Origin of the sequence: Bacillus aquiflavi (genome assembly GCF_019915265.1) — a bacterium.
In the GTDB taxonomy this organism is placed as follows: Bacteria; Bacillota; Bacilli; order Bacillales; family Cytobacillaceae; genus Bacillus_BT; species Bacillus_BT aquiflavi.
In genome coordinates, this window is the sequence record NZ_CP082780.1 from 213,205 (window position 1) to 230,856 (window position 17,652).

At 38.3% G+C, this 17,652-nt stretch carries 10 protein-coding genes and 5 pseudogenes; all 15 read left to right on the plus strand.

Features of this window, described 5'->3' with window-relative positions; all coding sequences use genetic code 11:
* Window positions 1-6: 6 nt before the first annotated feature.
* Window positions 7-1,032 carry a DUF3048 domain-containing protein gene (locus K6959_RS01075; protein ID WP_223087393.1) on the plus strand — a complete coding sequence of 342 codons (1,026 nt, stop codon included), beginning with the start codon at window positions 7-9 and terminating at the stop codon, window positions 1,030-1,032.
* Between the two features lie 28 nt (window positions 1,033-1,060).
* Complete coding sequence (locus tag K6959_RS01080; RefSeq protein ID WP_163242967.1) at window positions 1,061-1,375, plus strand: YerC/YecD family TrpR-related protein; 315 nt, start codon at window positions 1,061-1,063, stop codon at window positions 1,373-1,375.
* A 128-nt stretch (window positions 1,376-1,503) separates the two neighbouring features.
* Window positions 1,504-2,193 (plus strand): heptaprenylglyceryl phosphate synthase, encoded by a 690-nt coding sequence (locus tag K6959_RS01085; RefSeq protein WP_163242968.1) that lies wholly within the window; start codon window positions 1,504-1,506, stop codon window positions 2,191-2,193.
* Between the two features lie 73 nt (window positions 2,194-2,266).
* Window positions 2,267-2,950, plus strand: a pseudogene (locus K6959_RS01090) (UvrD-helicase domain-containing protein); the annotation flags it as partial.
* Between the two features lie 705 nt (window positions 2,951-3,655).
* Window positions 3,656-3,745 (plus strand): annotated as a pseudogene (locus K6959_RS18610) (UvrD-helicase domain-containing protein); the annotation flags it as partial.
* A gap of 813 nt (window positions 3,746-4,558) precedes the next feature.
* Window positions 4,559-5,629 (plus strand): annotated as a pseudogene (locus tag K6959_RS01100) (3'-5' exonuclease); the annotation flags it as partial.
* 751 nt (window positions 5,630-6,380) lie between these two features.
* A pseudogene (locus K6959_RS01105) lies at window positions 6,381-6,785 on the plus strand (ATP-dependent DNA helicase PcrA); the annotation flags it as partial.
* 25 nt (window positions 6,786-6,810) lie between these two features.
* Complete coding sequence (gene ligA, locus K6959_RS01110) at window positions 6,811-8,814, plus strand: NAD-dependent DNA ligase LigA (protein WP_223087396.1); 2,004 nt, start codon at window positions 6,811-6,813, stop codon at window positions 8,812-8,814.
* 14 nt (window positions 8,815-8,828) lie between these two features.
* Window positions 8,829-9,998, plus strand: coding sequence for a CamS family sex pheromone protein (locus tag K6959_RS01115; RefSeq protein ID WP_163242972.1), 1,170 nt, complete (start codon window positions 8,829-8,831; stop codon window positions 9,996-9,998).
* A 193-nt stretch (window positions 9,999-10,191) separates the two neighbouring features.
* Window positions 10,192-11,747: pseudogene (gene pruA / locus K6959_RS01120) on the plus strand (L-glutamate gamma-semialdehyde dehydrogenase).
* A gap of 413 nt (window positions 11,748-12,160) precedes the next feature.
* Window positions 12,161-13,654, plus strand: a complete 1,494-nt coding sequence (gene putP / locus K6959_RS01125; RefSeq protein ID WP_223087398.1) for a sodium/proline symporter PutP — start codon at window positions 12,161-12,163, stop codon at window positions 13,652-13,654.
* A gap of 203 nt (window positions 13,655-13,857) precedes the next feature.
* Complete coding sequence (aceB, locus tag K6959_RS01130) at window positions 13,858-15,450, plus strand: malate synthase A (protein ID WP_223087400.1); 1,593 nt, start codon at window positions 13,858-13,860, stop codon at window positions 15,448-15,450.
* 77 nt (window positions 15,451-15,527) lie between these two features.
* Window positions 15,528-16,811 carry an isocitrate lyase gene (aceA, locus tag K6959_RS01135; protein ID WP_223087401.1) on the plus strand — a complete coding sequence of 428 codons (1,284 nt, stop codon included), beginning with the start codon at window positions 15,528-15,530 and terminating at the stop codon, window positions 16,809-16,811.
* Window positions 16,812-17,159: 348 nt separating this feature from the next.
* Complete coding sequence (locus tag K6959_RS19490) at window positions 17,160-17,324, plus strand: DUF1694 domain-containing protein (RefSeq protein WP_316252510.1); 165 nt, start codon at window positions 17,160-17,162, stop codon at window positions 17,322-17,324.
* Window position 17,325: 1 nt separating this feature from the next.
* Window positions 17,326-17,604: a DUF1694 domain-containing protein gene (locus tag K6959_RS19495; protein ID WP_316252511.1), complete on the plus strand. Its 279-nt coding sequence runs from the start codon at window positions 17,326-17,328 to the stop codon at window positions 17,602-17,604.
* Window positions 17,605-17,652: the final 48 nt, after the last annotated feature.

A 17,652-nucleotide genomic window follows, 5' to 3' on the forward strand; every position in this document is an offset into this window, starting at 1 on the left:
GTTTTCATGATAAAAAAATGGTTTGTGATTGGAATCGCTATATTCATGATCGTTTCTGGCTGCAGTAAAAGCCAACAAGAAACAGATCAAAACAAAAATGAAACACCAGTTAAAGAAAATGATCCAACTAACTCATCCAGCTATCCTTTAACAGGAATCAGTACAAAGGATGTTACGAATAATCGAGCTGTGGCAGTGATGATTAATAACCATCCAGAAGCACGCCCCCAGTCGGGATTGCATGAAGCAGATATTGTTTATGAAGTGCTAGCAGAAGGAAAAGTAACCCGTTTTCTTGCGATTTTTCAAAGTGAACAGCCTTCGCAAATAGGTCCAGTTCGCAGTGCAAGGGATTATTATATTGACTTGGCGAAAGGCTATGACAGCTTATTTGTTTCACACGGTTACAGTCCAGATGCAAAAAAAATGCTCGATAGCGGTTATGTTGATCATATAGATGGAATGGTTTATGACGGCACCTTATTTAAACGTGCTGATTTTCGTCAGTCGCCCCATAATTCGTACATTACGTACAAAAATATTGTCAAAGGTGCAAAAGAAAATAAATATAAAATGGATCAGGCTCCAGAGAAGCTGTCATTTTTAACAGAGGATGAGGTGGACGCTATAAGTGGAGAGGATGCGGTATCTGTTACTGTGAACTATTTTTCTGATTTATTTTCTGCTCGCTATGAGTATGATGAAGATTTAGGAAAGTTCACACGATTTTCAAACGGTGAACAAACAATCGACTTAGATTCGGAAGAGCCGATTCTTCTCGATAACATTTTCATTATTGAAGCTGAACATAAAGTGATTGATGATGCAGGCCGCCGTGCGATTAATTTTAAATCAGGCGGTAAAGGCTACTTGCTTCAAAAAGGAAAGTGGAACGAAGTTGAATGGAAAAACATAGATGGTAAAATCTTGCCGTTTACTAATGGGAAAGAGGCAGCACTTGTACCAGGAAAAACATGGATTAATGTTATCCCGGATGATCAAGGATTAGAGCAACTAGTCTCTTTCGATTAGAAGAAAGAAAAAGGAGATTTGAATAATTATGCAAATTGATAAATTAAGAGGAAGAGAACTTGACCAACTGTTTAATGCCATTTTATCGTTAAAAGATTTAGAGGAGTGCTATCTCTTTTTTGATGACTTATGTACTGCTAATGAAATTCAGTCATTAGCACAACGTTTGGAAGTGGCTAGAATGCTTCAAAAAGGAAAAACCTATCATAAGATTGAAACAGAGACAGGCGCAAGTACAGCAACTATTTCTCGTGTAAAACGCTGCTTAAACTATGGGAACGATGCATATGAAATGGTATTAAATCGATTGCAGGAAAAAGAACAAACTTCGATAAATGAATAATTTACACGCTGGCCGACGGGAATGCTTCCATCGGCCTTTTTTGATTTGAATCGTACATGCTTTTCTTTTTCTAACGATTTAACAAATGCTATAATGTTGTAATGGAATATAGAATGGGGGATGGACATATGTACGATGTTCGAGAATGGCGCCATATCTTTAAACTCGATCCTAATAAATCTATTTCGGATCTCGATTTAGCGAAAATTTGCGAGTCTGGGACAGACGCGGTAATAGTCGGCGGATCTGATGGCGTTACATTAGAGAATGTCCTTGATTTATTATCAAGAATTAGGCGCTATACCGTACCTTGTATCCTTGAAGTATCAACGATTGAATCAGTGACACCTGGATTTGATTTGTATTTTATTCCTACTGTCTTAAATAGTCAAGATACAAAGTGGGTCCTCGATCTTCACCACGAAGCAGTAAAACAATATGGTGGCATAATGAATTGGGATGAAATATTTGTTGAAGGTTATTGCATTTTAAATCAAGCTTGTAAAGCAGCAAAGTTAACTGAAGCGAATACCGACCTACATAGTGAAGATGTATTGGCATATGCAATGATGGCAGAAAAAATGTTCAAGCTTCCTATTTTCTATCTTGAATACAGCGGAACGTTTGGTGATGTAGAATTAGTTGCCAAAGTGAAAAGCACGTTAGAGAATACGGTTTTGTTTTATGGAGGAGGGATTGAAACGAAAGAACAAGCACAACAAATGGCTGAAGCGGCTGATACAATTGTCGTCGGAAATGTTGTGTACAGCAATTTAGAAGCAGCATTACAAACGGTGCAAGCCGTAAAAAGAAAATAGATACATTTGCTCTGAATTGGATAATAGTTTAAAATTGGAACAAATGTTCTAAAAATGGTGGTGTGTGAATAAAGTGGAGTTTTTAACAGAAAGGTTATTAAAAGGCTTAAACCATGAGCAGAAAATAGCGGTTAAAGCAACTGACGGTCCTTTACTTATTATGGCGGGGGCTGGAAGCGGCAAGACTAGAGTATTAACTCATCGCATTGCATATTTAATGGTAGAAAAAAGAGTAAGCCCATATAATATTTTAGCGATTACCTTTACAAATAAGGCCGCAAGAGAAATGAAGGACCGTATTAAAGCGTTGATGGGTGATGCTGCGGAATCAATTTGGATTTCAACATTTCACTCAATGTGTGTCCGGATTTTGCGAAGGGATATTGATCGAATAGGTTATAACAGTAATTTTACTATTTTAGATTCTAGTGATCAGCAATCGGTTATCAAAGGAATTTTAAAGGATAAAAATATTGATCCAAAAAAGTATGATCCTAGAGGTTTGTTAAGTTCAATTAGCGGCGCTAAAAACGAACTAATTGATCCAGAAGAATATGCAAAAACAGCAGGTGATTATTATCAGAAAATTGTAAGTGAAGTGTACAGTGAATATCAAAAACGCCTGCAAAAAAACCAAGCGCTTGATTTTGATGATTTAATTATGTTAACAATCCAACTTTTTAACAGAGTTCCAGAAGTGCTTGAATATTATCAGCGAAAGTTTCAGTACATTCATGTTGATGAGTACCAGGACAGTGCGACACGTTGCTAACTGAAAAGGTTAGCCACTAGCGAATTGCTAGGAGAACTGAAAATCCGATGAGTCGAATGAAGGGGTAACGCCCTGAAAGGCTCGCCTAATCCTCCGAATAGCATTCACCAGTGCAAAGCTGTTGAATGTTATAAGCTCGGTGAAGTCGGTTGAAGGCTATCCTAACGTCAAGTCGAGGAAAGCTCTCTGGAGGCAGGGGGTATAGCTGATAGACCGGGGCTCTATAAGATACCTATGGTGAGAGGGAAGACGAAATTCCGAATGTACGGCTCTTTAGGTACGGCTATTCGAAAAGGATAGTTCCTATTTGTAAAGTTAGTGAGGTAGAGTAAAAATTGTCTTTATGAAATACCTTATGGCGTTACAGGCGTCATCAAGCTAACAGGGCTAGAGGAATCACCTATCGGTATGGATGAACAGATAGGATTTTTGGAACGTGGTAAGCCGATAACGCGGAGGGCTTTGCAGCTAATGAAGCGGTGATAAGGAAACAGTTATTGATAACTTATCTTTATATCGGTGAAGGTGGTGGCACAGTACCGTTGAAGCTGTAATAATACACAGTGGAGGGATAGCCACTAGTCAACTCGATGGCAGTTGATGGGGTGCCGTATGAGGTGAAAGTCTCACGTACGGTACTAAGCGGGGGAAAAGAGAGCGATCACTTCAAACTCTTACCTATCGCTACCGAATAAAGCACAATATATACTTGTTAAAAAGTTAGCTTCTCGTTTTAAAAATTTATGTGTTGTTGGCGATTCAGACCAGTCGATTGTGCGCCCATAAGGGTATTGTAGTTTTTCACCAATTGGCGGTGAATTAGTAGAGAACGACTAATATATCAACAGACTAATCTCGGCAGGAAACTAAAGAGGGAGTGCAGCATGTCTGTTAAAGTCATAAGTCAGCCAAGATAGCAATGGTTGCAACTAAATGGCAAGATATAAAAGATAAGTATAAGGAAGAAGGCTATACTGCTTGAAGAACAGACCGAGCGGGAAGATGGTCGCCTATTAGGAAAGCTATCTGAAACCTAATCTTAATCCTCATAAAGAACAGTACTAAATCGATACTGTTTCTTCTGTTCTCTAAATGATAGGATTAACGCACTTATTAACAATAAGGAAAGGTCGAACGTTCCTTCCGGCAACTTATCGTGCCAAACTACAATATACTAAATGGGGATTACCTAAGTTAGAATGCTGACGGAAAGTGAGCTTAGATTGTAGACAAAAGGGATCCAAATTGTTCCAAACGGAAAGGGTTTTGTCTGCAATTTAGGGTCAGCTATGCATAATGCCGTAAGGTGAAAAACTCCGAGTTGAAAGGCAAGGAAGATGATGCTGAATATCTAATAAGGTAACGGAACTTCCGTAGTAGTCTGAGCTAAGGAAAGCTTAGTACACGGCGAAGGGAAGTAGCTTACATTGGATAAACATCGAAGAAAAGAGCGGGATGCTCTATTTAAATTCCGAAAGTGTATTATACCTCTATCTCAATAAGAAAGATAGAACAATGTAAGTGGAGAGCCGTATACTTTGAGAGAAGTACGTACGGTTCGGAAGGGAGTTCTCTAGAAACCTATCGCAGCGATGCGAAAAAGGCACTAGGTTCTTACCTTACTATCGTTGGCGCGGTGCCGATATTGCTAACATCCTTTCTTTTGAAAAAGATTATCCGAATGCAACAGTTATCTTGCTCGAACAAAATTATCGTTCGACTAAGCGAATTTTACAAGCAGCAAATGAAGTAATTAGAAATAATATGAATCGTAAACCGAAAAAATTATGGACAGAAAATGATGAAGGACATAAAATTTTCTATTTTCGCGCAACAAATGAACAGGGAGAAGCTCAATATGTTGTTGGAAAAATTAAAGAACTAGTTGAAAGCGGACAAAGAAAAGCTTCGGAAATTGCGATTCTTTATCGGACAAATGCACAGTCTCGTGTTGTTGAAGAAGCTTTGCTTAAATCTAATATTGATTACACAATTGTCGGCGGAACAAAGTTCTATGATCGTCGAGAAATAAAAGATATTCTTGCTTATTTACGCTTAATAGCAAATCCAAATGATGATATTAGTTTGCAGCGTATTATAAACGTTCCAAAACGAGGGATCGGTGCAACTTCGGTTGATAAAATTGCAAATTATGCGGCAACTCATGATATTTCAATGTTTAATGCGTTAGCTGAAATCGATTTTATTGGAATTAGTCCAAGAGTTTGTAATGGAGCAGCGCAATTTCGTGATTTAATTAAAGGTTATATTGAAATGCAGCAATATTTATCAGTTACTGAGCTTGTCGAAGAAGTACTAGAGAAATCAGGCTATCGCGAAGCACTCGAAAGAGAAAAGACGATTGAAGCGCAAAGTCGGCTGGAAAACTTGGATGAATTTTTATCAGTAACAAAAAATTTTGAAGCTCAAAATGAAGATAAAAGTTTAATTGCATTTTTAACAGACCTAGCATTAATTGCTGATATAGACCAATTAGATGAAGAAGAGGAAGCAAACGAAGCCGTTGTTTTAATGACACTTCACTCAGCAAAAGGATTAGAATTTCCAGTTGTCTTTTTAGTTGGAATGGAGGAAGGGGTATTTCCTCATAGCCGCTCATTAATAGAAGAAGCTGAAATGGAAGAAGAGCGTCGGTTAGCATACGGTGCGTGACGTTAGACAGAAATCGAATTTTATTCGAGGGATTGTCTGGACTAACATTGTTTAGTTATAACTGAAACTGTGAGACCACGGTGGGATACCCAAATAAATCCCATGACGAGATGGCTATTAATACTCCCCCATGCGTGTTTGGTAACGAGCGCGTATGAAGCGGGGTGAAGTCGCGTCGAGTAGCCCTAACAGGTCATGCTGAGGAAAGGTTTAATAAAAACTGCGAAAGTGATGCGGATAGGGAGCTATATATGGTTAGGATTTGATATGTCAATGACGAATTGCTGAATGTACGTCCTGGAAATGATCTTAGAAATGAGAGCAGATTATTTTACCTTCAAAATAGATATCGTATGGTCTATGATGAATAAAGCTGATGGGTTGCTTTAACTCTTTTTAGAGTGGTAGTCGGGATAAAGGCAAGACCTAAGTATAGTTATCTACCTAGCAGTTTCGGAACGTCAGAAGTCCCTAACGACAAAGTAATAACTCGGGGAGCGGAAATGAAGTCCGCAAAAGAGTTATGAATAGGGATGGCAGCAGGGGTGTAGTATCAATGAATCTCTGATAATAAGGAAGAGGAGAGAAGGCCCCGAGTCTAATAAATAGGTAATCGCTCTACATATGTAAAAGGGGCGACTTAAAACCGGTTCATTAGATGGAACGCCGTGTGCGGTGAAAGTCGCATGCACGGTGTGGAGTGGGGGAAAAAGCAGAGATGATTTCAAAGCTTTACCTATCACTATTAGGAATTACCCGAGCAGAAGAAGAGCTTTACATGACGAATGCGCAAATGCGGACTTTGTTCGGCCGTACGAATATGAATTCACCATCAAGATTTATGAATGAAATACCAGAGGAATTGGTGGAGAACGTCACTCAAAGCGAACAAAGAACACCTTCTTTTATGAAAAGAAAGCTTGAAGCGACAGAAAGGCGTGCTGTCGTTCGACCGGTGGCAACGGCTACTGGCGGAAATGCAATTCACTGGAAAGTCGGCGATAAAGCAGAACATGGTAAATGGGGGATCGGTACGGTTGTCAGTGTCAAAGGTGAGGGAGAAGGAATGGAACTTGATATTGCTTTTCCAAGTCCGACTGGCGTGAAACGTTTGTTAGCTAAATTTGCCCCGATTAAAAAAGTGTAAAAGTTTATTAGAAAGGATTGAACTTATGGACCTGCAAGCTGCAAAACGTGTAAAGGAATTACACAGCCTTTTAAACCAATACAACTATGAATATCATGTGCTCGATCAGCCTACTGTACCAGATGCAGAATATGATCAACTTTTAGCCGAATTAATCAAACTAGAGGAACAATATCCCCAGCAAAAAACTCCTGACTCCCCAACAGAACGAGTTGGCGGAGCAGTGTTAGAGATGTTTGAAAAAGTCGAACATCGAACGCAAATGTTGAGTTTGACGAATGCTTTTACTGAAAATGATCTGCGTGACTTTGATCGCCGTGTCCACCAAGCAGTAGAAGAGGATTTTTCTTATGTTTGTGAATTAAAAATCGATGGCTTAGCTGTATCCCTTCGTTATGAAAATGGGGTATTTATCCAAGGTTCAACTCGCGGCGATGGGATGGTCGGGGAAAATATTACTGCGAATTTAAAAACGATTGGCTCAATCCCACTTCGATTAAACAAAGCTGTTTCAATTGAAGTGAGAGGCGAGGCGTATATGCCAAAACGGTCATTTGAATTGTTAAATAAAACTCGTGAACAAAAAGGCGAGGAGCCGTTTGCTAACCCAAGAAATGCTGCGGCGGGCTCTCTCCGCCAGCTTGATCCACGTATTGCGGCATCAAGAAACTTAGATATTTTTGTTTATGCAATTGCTGATGATGCAAATATCGGTGTATTAACTCATAGTGAAGGACTTGATTTTCTCGATACACTTGGATTTAAAACGAACAAAGAGCGGAAAAAGTTTAAAGATATCGATGATGTGCTGCAATATATTGAGGAATGGACAGAAAAGCGTGGAAATCTCCCGTATGAGATTGATGGAATCGTAATTATAGTAGATTCTCTTGCTCAACAAGAAGAACTAGGGGCAACGGCAAAAAGTCCACGTTGGGCGATTGCATACAAATTTCCGGCGGAGGAAGTTGTAACAGTACTAGAAGATATTGAATTAAATGTTGGCCGTACAGGAGTGATTACACCAACGGCGACTCTTGCCCCTGTCAGAATTGCTGGAACAACCGTACAGCGTGCATCGTTACATAACGAAGATTTAATTCGTAAAAAAGATATTAAAATTGGTGACTATGTTGTTGTTAAGAAAGCAGGAGACATTATTCCTGAGGTTGTCAACGTCTTAATTGATCGGCGCACAGGTGATGAAAAAGATTTTCATATGCCGAAACAATGTCCAGCATGTGAAAGTGACGTAGTAAGGTTAGACGGGGAAGTCGCTTTACGTTGTATTAATCCAAAATGTCCTGCTCAAATTCAAGAAGGTCTGATTCATTTCGTTTCTCGGAATGCGATGAATATAGAAGGTCTCGGAGAAAAGGTCATTAGTCAGCTTTTTCATGAAAGATTAGTTAAAGATGTCGCAGATCTTTACAAATTAACAGCCGAACAATTGCTTCATCTAGAACGAATGGGAGAAAAATCGGTTCAAAATCTTTTAAATGCAATCGAAGCTTCTAAAGGAAACTCTTTAGAAAGATTACTTTTTGGGTTAGGGATACCCCACGTCGGTGAAAAAGCAGCAAAAACGTTAGCACAGCATTTCTTAACAATTGACTCTTTAATGAAGGCGACAGTTGAAGATTTGCTAGCGATAAATGAAATTGGTGAAAAAATGGCCGACTCGATTGTAACATTTTTTGAAAAAGAAGAAGTAATTGAGCTCATGAAAGAATTAAAAGCCGCAAATGTCAATATGGAGTATAATGGACCGCTGCCTATTTCGGCGGAAGAGTCCGATTCGTTCTTTATAGGAAAAACGATTGTGTTAACTGGTAAGCTTCAGCAGCTAACTCGAAATGAAGCGAAAGAAAGGCTTGAAGCATTAGGCGGAAAAGTATCGGGGAGTGTGAGTAAAAAGACTGATTTAGTCGTTGCTGGTACGGATGCAGGGTCAAAATTAAAGAAAGCACAAAGCTTAGGGATTGAAGTATGGAACGAGGAGAGACTGCTTGAAAAATTAAATAAATAAGAGGTGGGGACGCCATGAAGAAGTTGTTAATGGTCGCCATATCTGTTCTTCTCCTATTTACTGGATGTGCACCTAATTTTAAAAAGCAGGAAGAAGTAATCCAGGAAAAGGATGATACGAAAGAGAAAGCGATTGTTCCAAGATTTAAACTTGGTGAAAAGTATTATCGGACGATATTACCTTTTAAGCCAAGTGAAGCAAGAGGGTTAGTCATTAATAATTTGAATACAAGATATGATATTCAAGAGTTTGAAATAGGATTGATGAGAGTTGCACAAAATACGTTTGATCCGGAAAAATACTTATTCCAAGAAGGTCAATATTTAGATCGAAAAACAGTCCGATTATGGCTAAATCGAAAATATACACCTGAACAGCTTGAACGAAATGGTATGAAGGAAGAAGACAATATCGGATTAAATCCGCTTGATGATGAAGTGGGTGATATTGCTGAACGCTACAAAAAAAATCCGATTTATTTATCACATATTTTAGAGCACAATTATTTAACGAAGGATGAAGATGGTAAGGTTAAACTTGATGGCGTTGTTATCGGACTTGCGCTAAATTCAGTATATTATTACCAGAAGGAAGCCTTTGGTGCCACACACGAACAAGAAATTCCATTTAAAGATATCGAGCAAGAAGGAAAGAAAATTGCGGAGGAAGTTGTTCAACGTCTACGGAAAATGGAAGGCTTAGAAAATGTGCCAATTACGATTGCTTTATTTAAGCAAGAAAATAAGTCGTCTGTCGTACCAGGGAACTTTTTTGCATACACAAATGTTGCAAATAATAAATCAACGATAGATAAATGGGAAAGTGTCAATGAAAAATATTATCTATTTCCATCGGCGCAAGCTGAAAAGGATCATCAAGATGATTTAACATTTTTCTTAAACTTTAAACAAGATGTTGAAAGTTACTTCCCAAATTTTAACGGTGTGATTGGGAAAGCATTTTATCTTGGAGATCAGCTGCAAGAGCTAAGTATTTCAATTCCAATTCAATTTTATGGAAAAGCAGAAGCGGTTGGATTTACACAATATGTAACAGGGTTAGTAATGGAACATTTTCCTTCATATATTTCAGTTGAAGTCAGTATCACTTCTGTTAATGGACCAGAGGCGCTAATTGTTCGTAAAGCCGAACAAGATGAACCGTTCGTTCATATTTACAATTGATGATTAGAAGGCTCATTCGTGTATGACCGCAGTTTTGCACGAATGAGCGGAATAAATAGACAGTAAACTAACATCGCCTCCTATAAAGAGGTCGTGTTATTTTAAGGAATTTGCCTTGTTTGAATAGCTTAAGCAAATCATGATAAAATAAGCAGTGGTTGAAAGCGTTTTAAATAAATTGGAGGCGATATAATTGGTACAACCATACAAGCATGAACCGTTCACAGATTTTACTAGAGAAGAAAATCGCAATGCATTTTTAAAAAGCCTAGAAACAGTAAAGAGCTATTTAGGACAAGATTACGATTTACTCATTGACGGGGAACGGATTTCTACTGATGAAAAGATCGTCTCAACGAACCCCGCTAATAAGGAAGAAGTAATTGGGCGTGTATCAAAAGCAAATAAGGAGCTTGCAGAAAAAGCAATGCAAGCAGCGGTAAAAGCGTTTGAAACATGGCGTAAATCAAAGCCGGAAATGCGGGCTGATATATTATTTAATGCAGCTGCACTTATTCGCAGGCGTAAGCATGAGTTTTCTGCGTTGCTCGTTAAAGAAGCAGGCAAGCCATGGCGTGAAGCAGATGCAGATACCGCAGAAGCCATTGACTTTTTAGAATATTACGGAAGGCAAATACTCACATTAAAAGAGGGTGTCAAAGTACAGAGCCGTCCGGACGAATACAATCGTTTCCATTACATTCCACTTGGAGTCGGTGTTATTATCTCGCCATGGAATTTTCCACTTGCGATTATGGCAGGAACTACTGTGGCTGCACTTGTATCTGGAAATACTGTTTTATTAAAACCGGCTTCTGCAACTCCAGTTGTTGCAGCAAAATTCGTAGAAGTACTAGAAGAAGCTGGACTTCCGAAAAGGGGTACTTAACTTTATTCCAGGAAGCGGCTCGGAAGTAGGCGATTATTTAGTTGATCACCCGAAAACACGTTTTGTCAGCTTTACAGGCTCGCGTGATGTTGGTTTACGTATTTATGAGCGGGCATCTAAGTTAAATGAAGGACAAATTTGGCTAAAGCGCGTAATTGCAGAAATGGGCGGAAAAGATACGATTGTTGTTGATAAAGAAGCAAATCTTGAATTAGCCGCACAATCTATTGTCGCAAGCGCATTTGGTTTTTCGGGCCAAAAATGCTCAGCTTGTTCTCGTGCAGTCGTCGTTGAAGACGTGTATGACCAAGTGTTAAATCGTGTTGTAGAGTAACGAGTTAACGAGCGAGCTATCGATCGGCAACCCGGAAAAACAAGAAATGTTTATGGGGCCAGTTATTGATCAAAGCGCTTTCGATAAAATTATGGGCTATATTGAAATTGGCAAGCAGGAAGGGAAATTAATGATCGGTGGAGAAGGCGATGCATCGAAAGGGTTCTTCATTAAACCGACCGTATTCGCTGATCTCGATCCGAAAGCTAAAATTATGCAGGAAGAAATTTTTGGTCCAGTAGTTGCCTTTGCAAAAGCTAAGGACTTCAACGAAGCAATTGAAATTGCAAATAACACTGAATATGGTTTAACAGGCGCCGTTATTACAAACAATCGCGCTCATCTTGAAAAAGCACGTGAAGACTTCCATGTAGGAAATCTATATTTCAACCGAGGCTGTACAGGAGCGATTGTAGGCTATCAGCCATTTGGCGGCTTTAACATGTCTGGAACAGATTCAAAGGCAGGCGGGCCAGATTACTTGCTTCTTCATATGCAAGCTAAAACTACATCTGAAATGTATTAATATATGTAGAGAGGCTATCTAAAAGTCAGTAAAATCGACTTTCTTGATAGCCTCTCTTTGTTATAGATTTAAGAAATTTCTTTCTAAAATAAAAAAAGTAATGAAATGAAAATTTATTTTTGTTAATATAGTAAAAAAGTTCTTCATTTTAAAAATATTCATACATAACTTGTTTGTCTCAAAAGCTAACTGTATAATATTTGAAGCTTTTTAATCTATGCAAGAAATTTTTCATATTGTCCATAATAAGAGGGGAGTCTGTTGTTACATAATTATTTTGATAAAGTTTTATGATTTTAAGGTATTTAACAAAAAATAATATCGTCTTAATCAAATAAAGATGATAGAATATTGCTTAAATAAATAATATTATTTCAATTTAGTTTTACAATATAATAAAGGGGGAAATAAAAATGTCTAATGAAGCTTATCAGTTAATTGCGATTGTCATTTACATGGCGGCTATGCTCTTTATTGGCTGGTATTCTTACAAAAAAACGAGTAACCTTACAGACTACATGCTAGGAGGGCGGGCACTTGGTCCTGCGGTTACTGCTTTAAGTGCAGGCGCTGCTGATATGAGCGGTTGGCTGTTAATGGGCTTGCCAGGAGGAATATATGTAAGCGGTTTAGCTGATGCTTGGATTGCAATTGGCTTAACCTTAGGTGCTTATGCAAACTGGGTATTGGTTGCACCTCGTCTCCGTGTTTATACACAAGTTGCAAACGATTCAATTACGATACCAGGATATCTTGAAAATCGTTTTAAAGATAGCACGAAACTGCTTCGGATTGTTTCAGGTTTTGTTATTTTAATCTTTTTTACTTTTTACGTTTCTTCCGGAATGGTTTCAGGTGCTGTATTTTTTGAGAATTCTTTTGGGTTAAATTATCATACAGGACTGTTCATTGTTTCAGGAGTAGTTGTTGCTTATACGTTATTTGGCGGTTTTTTAGCTGTAAGTTATACAGATTTCGTTCAAGGCTTAATGATGTTAATTGCACTCTTAATGGTTCCAGCTTTAGCTATTTTCCAAACTGGAGGACCTGCAGAAACGTTTGAAACGATTCGAATGATTGATCCAACGTTACTAGATTTCTTTAAAGGAACAACAGTATTAGGGATCATCTCGGCGGTTGCTTGGGGGCTAGGTTATTTTGGTCAGCCGCATATTATTGTGCGCTTTATGGCGATTACGTCTGTAAAAGAAACAAAGAGTGCCCGCCGGATTGGGATGACATGGATGATTTTATCCTTACTTGGAACCGTTTCCATTGCCTTAACCGGGATTGTTTTTTTTCATAACAATCCACAATATGAATTAGGCAACCCTGAGGCGGTGTTTATAGTCCTTGGACAAATTGTTTTTCATCCGCTTTTTGCCGGTTTAGTATTAGCGGCTGTTCTTGCTGCAATTATGAGTACAATCTCTTCACAGTTAATCGTTACTTCAAGCGCTTTAACGGAAGATTTATATAAAGTGCTGTTTCGCCGAAACGCAACAGACAAAGAATATGTATTCTTTGGTCGAATGGCTGTTTTAGTTGTCGCAGTCGTAGCTGCTCTATTAGCATTTGAACAAAATAATACGATCTTGGAGTTAGTGGCATATGCTTGGGCAGGATTTGGTGGTTCATTCGGTCCGGTTGTTTTATTAAGTTTATATTGGAAGCGAATGACAAATTGGGGTGCTATTACAGGAATGATTGGCGGTGCTGTAACAGTTATTTTATGGGCAAATCTTACGGATAAAGGCATTATTCCATTTGAACTTTACGAAATCGTACCAGGATTTGTTGTAAACTTAATCTTAGCGATTGTTGTTAGTTTGATCACTTACCGACCTAATAAAGAAATTGAACAAGAATTTAATGAAAGTTTACGGATATTAAAAAAGGAAAGATAATCATAAGTTTGATCCCTTTTGTGTAATTACAAGGGGTTTTTTTTTTATTTTTTTCCCTCTATTTAAATTGTTCAGAAAAGAGAGTGATAAACAAAATTTCTGAAAAATCTTAAAAAGTAGGTTCCAATTTGATTCGTTCTGTTATATAATACAAATGAACAGAAAATGTTCTGTAATATAACAAGGAAGGTGATTCCAGGCTTATGTCCACACAAACAACACGTCTTAATATTATCGGGGATATGAAACAGGGATACTCAGAAATTTTAACATCTGAAGTTCTCGCATTTGTAGAAGAGTTGGAGAAAAAGTTTGGACAAAGAAGAATCGAATTGCTGCAAAAAAGGCAAGAAAGACAAGAGGAAATAAATCAAGGAAAATTGCCTGATTTTTTGCCTGAAACAGAGCATATTCGCAAAAGCGACTGGACGATTTGGCCGCTCCCATATGAGCTCCGTGATCGCCGTGTCGAAATTACCGGACCAACTGATCGAAAAATGATTATAAACGCATTAAACTCTGGTGCAAAAGTGTTCATGGCCGACTGTGAGGATGCAACTTCTTGTACGTGGGGAAATATTGTCGAAGGGCAAATTAATTTAAAAGATGCTGTCAATCGAACAATTTCTTTTGAAAATCCAAATGGGAAAAAATACGAACTAAATGAAAAGACTGCTGTCTTGCTTGTACGTCCGCGCGGTTGGCATTTAGAAGAAAAGCATGTCCTTTTAAATGGGAAGCCGATTTCAGCTAGTTTATTTGACTTTGGTGTGTACTTTTTCCATAATGCGAAAAATTTAATTGCAAGAGGCAGTGGACCGTATTTCTATTTACCAAAGATTGAAAGTCATCTTGAAGCAAGATTGTGGAATGAAGTCTTCGTCTTTGCACAAGAGAAGCTCGGTATTCCGCTCGGTACGATCAAAGCAACTGTTTTAATTGAAACAATTTTGGCTGCTTTTGAAATGGATGAAATTTTATATGAACTGAAAGCACACTCTGCAGGGCTAAACTGTGGACGTTGGGATTATATTTTTAGTTATTTGAAAAAATTCCGTAATCATGAAAACGTTATTTTGCCAGACCGCTCAGTGGTAACAATGACTGTTCCATTCATGAGATCATATTCTCTATTAACGATCAAAACATGTCACCGTCGCAATGCACCAGCGATCGGAGGAATGGCGGCGCAAATTCCGGTGAAAAACAATCCGAAAGCAAATGAAGAAGCATTTGCAAAAGTGCGTGCGGATAAAGAGCGTGAAGCACGGGATGGTCATGATGGTACTTGGGTTGCTCATCCGGCTTTAGTGCCTGTAGCGATGGAAGTATTTAATAAAGAAATGCCAGAAGCTAACCAAATTAAAACAAAGAAGCTTCTTGACGTAAATGTAACAGCTGAAGACCTTTTAGAAGTGCCGGAGGGGGATATTACTGAAGAAGGTGTTCGAATGAACATTAATGTCGGCATTCAGTATGTTGCTTCATGGTTAAATGGCCGAGGTGCTGCACCGATTAATAATTTAATGGAAGATGCAGCAACAGCGGAAATTTCCCGGGCTCAGCTTTGGCAATGGATTCGTCATCCAAAGGGAGTACTTAACGATGGACGAAAAATCAATGTAGAAATGTATGAGCAATTTAAGGAAGAAGAAATTGAGAAAATGAAGCAGGAGTTTGGCGAAGAAGCTTTTGCAAAGGGGCGTTTTGAAGAAGCCATTCAATTATTTGACAAGCTGATTTTAAATGCAGAATTTGCAGAATTTCTAACGTTACCTGGCTATGAAATTTTGTAATGCAATCTACACCGTCTTATTAGCGGTTTATCATAGATTGATAATTTAGAAGCTACTACTAAAGGAGGATATAACAAATGGCAGATGAAAGAATTCAGAAATTAACAGAAAGTTGGGAAAATGATGAGCGCTGGAAGGGTGTAAAACGTCCTTATACTGCAGAAGAAGTCATTAAACTGCGGGGCTCTATCGATATTGAATATACACTTGCACGCCGTGGTTCAGAGAAACTATGGAAACTTTTACATGAGGAAGATTACATTAATGCGCTAGGTGCATTAACAGGTAACCAAGCTGTTCAACAAGTAAAGGCTGGTTTGAAAGCGATTTATTTAAGCGGCTGGCAAGTTGCTGCGGATGCAAACCTTTCTGGTCATATGTATCCAGACCAAAGCTTATATCCTGCTAACAGTGTTCCACACGTTGTAAAGCGGATTAATCAAGCGCTGCAACGTGCTGACCAAGTAATGTACGTTGAAGGTGATAACTCGATTGATTGGTTTGCACCAATAGTAGCAGATGCTGAAGCTGGCTTTGGCGGTCAATTAAATGTGTTTGAGTTAATGAAAGGAATGATTGAAGCAGGTGCTTCAGGCGTTCACTTTGAAGATCAGCTTTCATCTGAAAAAAAATGTGGACACTTAGGCGGTAAAGTATTGCTGCCAACTCAAACGGCTGTTCGTAACTTAATTGCAGCGCGATTAGCAGCAGATGTTATGGGCGTTCCAGCAATTTTAGTAGCTCGAACTGATGCGAATGCTGCTGACTTAATTACAAGTGACATTGATTCAAATGATGCACCATTTATTACAGGTGAACGTACTGCGGAAGGATTTTTCCGGACAAAGGCAGGCTTAGATCAAGCAATTGCCCGTGGATTAGCGTATGCGCCGTATGCTGATCTCGTATGGTGTGAAACAGCTGAGCCGAACTTAGAAGAAGCAAGACGCTTTGCAGAAGCAATCCATGAAAAGTACCCAGGAAAGTTATTAGCGTACAACTGTTCGCCATCCTTTAACTGGAAACAAAAGCTTGATGACGAAACGATCGAAAAATTCCAAGTTGAGCTTGGCAAAATGGGTTATAAATTCCAGTTTGTTACACTTGCGGGCTTCCATGCATTAAATCATAGTATGTTTGAGCTTGCTCGTGGTTACAAAGATAGAGGTATGGCTGCATATTCTGAATTACAAAAAGCAGAATTTGCAAGTGAAAAACATGGTTACTCAGCTACTAGACACCAAAGGGAGGTGGGAACAGGCTACTTTGATGAAGTATCTATGGTAATTACTGGAGGAACTTCTTCTACAACTGCTTTAAAAGGTTCAACAGAAGAGGAACAATTTACTCCAATATCTTAATGTCGTTGTCTTTTTAGCCACATGATTTTTTCACCAAAATTCACCTATATTTCTCCTATGTCCTTCTCTTCTATGAAGAGAAGGGTTTTTTTGCTTGCTCCCACCAAAAAATTTGTCTTTATAAAATGCCCATTTGGTGTAACTTTATTTTATTTTACTACTAAAATATTATTTGTAAAGTTTTGTCGAGTCAAAAGTTGTTATAATAGGATATTGAAGCAGTATTCTACAAAAATAATATTATTGTTTATTAGTTGCAGCGATAGCCGACCCTATTTTAAATGAATAAGCACTTTTTCCATCAATTTAACATAGTAAATATAATAGTAGGCATGGGAGGTGTTTACGTTGGTAAAACCAACTGTGGATGATTATTTGCAAAAAGGCATTTATGGTCAAAAGGAAATAAAGCCCGATGAAAGGCGGAAGTTTTTAGGGACACTTCGAGAAAGAGTCATCGTTGCTTTAAAACAAAGCCAAGTGAGAGAAAAAAAAGGTTTATCCCGAGGTTGAAATGTTAATGAAGCAGCATCCAAAAGCACACCTTTATTTAAATGGACATATGAACTATGCTGATTTATCAAAGTACATTCATGTGGCAAATCGGTATGGTATTAGGTATACGATGGTGACAAATAAAGAATACAATTCTGAGATTGGACTAGTTCTTGCTTATGATTATGCCATTGATAAAGAACATATTTATCTTGAGCAGCAAGAGGAAAAGCAAACAGAGAAAAAAAAGAAACCTTCATTGTTAAAGAAGATTTTTACAAAGAAAAAATTTTTATAACAAAGGTTATCTTTGAAAAAATGTGTTATTGACTAAGCAATCATTAAG